3 protein-coding genes and 1 pseudogene are annotated in these 3,073 nt (G+C 65.7%); 1 reads left to right on the top strand and 3 read right to left on the bottom strand.

Features of this window, described 5'->3' with window-relative positions:
• Positions 1-45: 45 nt before the first annotated feature.
• The 3 genes and pseudogenes from L8F96_RS18460 to L8F96_RS18695 all read right to left on the bottom strand — a co-directional run.
• On the bottom strand, positions 46-924 hold the full coding sequence (locus L8F96_RS18460) for an AAA family ATPase (RefSeq protein ID WP_009824028.1): 879 nt from the start codon (positions 922-924) through the stop codon (positions 46-48).
• Complete coding sequence (locus L8F96_RS18455; RefSeq protein ID WP_241527248.1) at positions 851-1,963, bottom strand: Mu transposase C-terminal domain-containing protein; 1,113 nt, start codon at positions 1,961-1,963, stop codon at positions 851-853. Before L8F96_RS18455 ends, L8F96_RS18460 begins: the two co-directional genes overlap by 74 nt.
• 138 nt (positions 1,964-2,101) lie before the next feature.
• Positions 2,102-2,251, bottom strand: a pseudogene (locus tag L8F96_RS18695) (Mu transposase C-terminal domain-containing protein); the annotation flags it as partial.
• A 191-nt stretch (positions 2,252-2,442) separates the two neighbouring features.
• Here L8F96_RS18695 and L8F96_RS18450 point away from each other — a divergent pair.
• A complete protein-coding gene (locus L8F96_RS18450) occupies positions 2,443-3,015 on the top strand; it encodes a recombinase family protein (protein ID WP_334657012.1) in 573 nt (190 codons plus the stop codon).
• Positions 3,016-3,073: the final 58 nt, after the last annotated feature.

Below are 3,073 nucleotides of genomic sequence, written 5' to 3'. Positions count from 1 at the left end.
TGTAAACGCTCGCGCTAAATGGCGGCGTTCTGATCGCGCTATTTGTCAGTTGCCGGGTCCGATGACGAGGCAATCGCGCGCGGCCTGAACGATGTCAGCGGTGACCTCCTCGACGCGGTTGAGGGTCATGATCCGCCGCATCTGCGCGAACAGGCGCTCCATGAGCCGGAAGTTGCCGCGCGTGATGCGGATCACGGCTGCCTGCGCTTCGATCGCGTCGAGTTGGGCCGGGTCGAAGCTGATCCCGAAATCGCCGGCGTGGGTCGCGAGCAGCAGCCGCATTTCGGTCTCGGTAAGCGGTTTGAACTCGTGGACGAAGCCGATCCGCGAGTAGAGCTGGGCATAGCGGGCGAGGCGCTTCTCCAAGCCCGGCATACCCATCAGGATCAGCCCGAAGCCGTGGCGATCGGCCATGTCGCGGAGATGTTCGAGCGACTTTATGGTCAGGCGGTCGGCCTCGTCGACGATGACGAGGGGGCAGGCGATGCGGGCGGCGTCATGGGTGATTTCGTCCTGCGAGCCGCCCGCGACCGTCAGCCGGGCATAGCCCAGCTTAATGAGGTTGAGGCCCAACACCGCGTCGATCGTCTTGGGCGTGTTGCTGACCGACACGGTGTAGAAGACGGCGCGGCAGCGAGCGACCTTTTCGCCAAGCAGCGCGGCAATGGGACGGAGCGCGGCATATTCCCCCAGGTCGGGGAAGCTGGAAAACTCGCGCGCCGATCGCGTCTTTCCGACGCCCGGCCGGCCATGACACACGCCGATATAGCGGTAGTGCGCGCAGGCTTCGGCAAACTCGACGAACCGGGCATGTTCGCGGGTCGCCAGGAACGGCTGCTCGACCAGGAACTCAATCGTCAGCGGCGTAGAGCCGGAGCCCTCGGTAGGTGGTGGGCCGGGAAGCCGTATCCTCTTGGTCGCCATCGAAGGTCTCCGTGGGGGCAGGCACCTGCTTGTCGCGCTCCTTCGCGCCGCGCCGGGCGCGCTGGATCGCGCGCAACGACGGGTGCCCAGCGTGCTCGGAGCTGAGCGCACGGCAGACGAACCGGCCCTGGTGGTAGACGTGGATCTCGGTCAGGTCGCGGGGGTCATAGACCGCCTCGACCTGCTCGCCGACGAAGGCCGCGAGCGTGGGTTCGACATAGCGCCTGCCCATCAGACGGATGCCGTCGCGCAGCACTTTACGGGGCTTGGGCACGTGCACGAGCAGCATGTCGAGCTGTTCAAGGCTGTCGGGCATTGCGGGCAGGAACCCGCCCTTCTGCCAGCGCGTGATCGGCGGTTCGCCGGTGCTGCCATGCGGGCGACGATGATAGACGCCGCACACGAACGCCTCGAAGCGGGCGCGCAGCTCGTCGAGCGTGAGCACTGGCGCCGACAGCGGCTTGCCCGCGATCAGGTGGCCGGGCAGGTCGGGCAGGAACATGTCGTTGATGGTGCGGAACAGCCGCTCGATCTTGCCGCGCCCGCGAGGACGCCCCGGCAGCGAATGGATGAGGCGGATTTTGAGGGCGATGCACGCCTGCTCGATATGCTCGGAGATGAAATCCGAGCCGTTGTCGACGTAAAGCTGTTCGGGAATGCCGCTGACGATCCATTCGGGATTGGGCTTGCGCCAGATCGCCTGCCGCAAGGCGAGCGCCGTGTTGAGGGCACTGGGGGCATCGAGGCTGAGGAAGTAACCGGCGATGGCTCGGCTGTGATCGTCAACGATGACGGTCAGCCAAGGACGCACCGGGGTTCCGGCATCATCGAGCACGAGAATGTCGAGAACGGTATGATCGGCCTGCCACATCTCGTTCGAGGTCGCGGCTTCGCGCCGATGCACTAGCTCGTGCTGGTCGCGGTAGACGGCCGGATCGGAGGCTGCGGCGATCTGGCTTGCCGGTATCGCCCTGACGACACGCGCGACGGCCGCATAGCTGGGGGTTCGGTGTCCATGCGCGATGGCGAGTTCCTGCACCTTTCGGTGAATGGCGGCGACCGGGGGTCGCGGGCGCTTGGTGGCGAGAGTGCGGGTCAGTTCGACCAGATGTTCCGGCAGGTGCAGCCTGCCCCGATCGTTGCGCGGCAGACGCGCGAGACCGGCAAGTCCTTCGGCACGGTAGCGCCCGAGCCAGCGCTGCAACGTCCGCTCGCTCAGCGTGCCGGTGCGGGCGAGGTCCGCGAGCGGGATGCCATCGGCGAGGTGCGGTTCAAGGACGCGGTAGCGCTCGATCGCCAGCGGCGGGACAAGCGCCGGATGCGTCACCGCCGACGGTCCGTGTCGCAGGTAAGGAAAACGGAGATTTGCCTGCCCATCGCCATGCGAGTCCGCTCGCGTTGCCAAACCGGCCTGTTCGACGTAAATCTACCCGGTAAAGAAAACTAGGGCAACATAGACCTGCCGATGACGACTTTCTTCCCAAACCGCGCCCGATCGGGGCGCCACCGGCCCTACGCATGAAAATCGGTTACGTCCGCGTATCGACCGCCGAGCAGAACCTGGACCTCCAGCGTGATGCGCTGAAGGCTGCCGGCTGCGAGAAGGTCATCACCGACAAGGCCTCCGGGGCGACTGCCGCTCGCCCTGGATTGGAAAAGGTGAAGGAGCTGCTTCGCGCCGGCGACACACTGGTGGTCTGGCGCCTCGACAGGCTCGGCCGCTCGCTCCGTGATCTGATCGGATGGATGACCTACCTCGACGAGGAAAAGGTCGGGCTGCTGAGCCTGCACGAGGCGATCGACACGACCACCACGTCGGGCAAGCTTACCTTCCACCTGTTCGGGGCATTGGCGGAGTTCGAGCGCAACCTGATCCGCGAGCGGACCCAGGCCGGTCTCACCGCAGCCCGCGCTCGCGGCAAGAAGGGTGGCCGGCCGGCCGCACTCGGCAAGGACAAGCGCGACCTGGCCGTCAGGCTCTACCACGAGAACACGATGCCGATCGCCAAGATTTGCTCGATGCTCGGCATCTCCAAGCCAACACTCTACGCCTATGTGCGATCGGCCGAGACCAAGCCGGTAGCCGCGTAGCGACGCTCGCCGACAAATAGCGCGATCAGAATGCCGCCACTTAGCGCGAGCGTTTACA

This window comes from Sphingomonas panaciterrae (assembly GCF_036890205.1).
Lineage (GTDB): Bacteria > Pseudomonadota > Alphaproteobacteria > Sphingomonadales > Sphingomonadaceae > Sphingomonas > Sphingomonas panaciterrae.
This window is presented reverse-complemented; position numbering and strand designations above follow the sequence as displayed.

What these genes read in the sequence shown, in the direction of transcription:
- L8F96_RS18460 (WP_009824028.1), bottom strand. Translation starts at nt 924, where the DNA reads ATGGCGACCAAGAGGATACGGCTTCCCGGCCCACCACCTACCGAGGGC.
- L8F96_RS18450 (WP_334657012.1), top strand. Translation starts at nt 2,443, where the DNA reads ATGAAAATCGGTTACGTCCGCGTATCGACCGCCGAGCAGAACCTGGAC.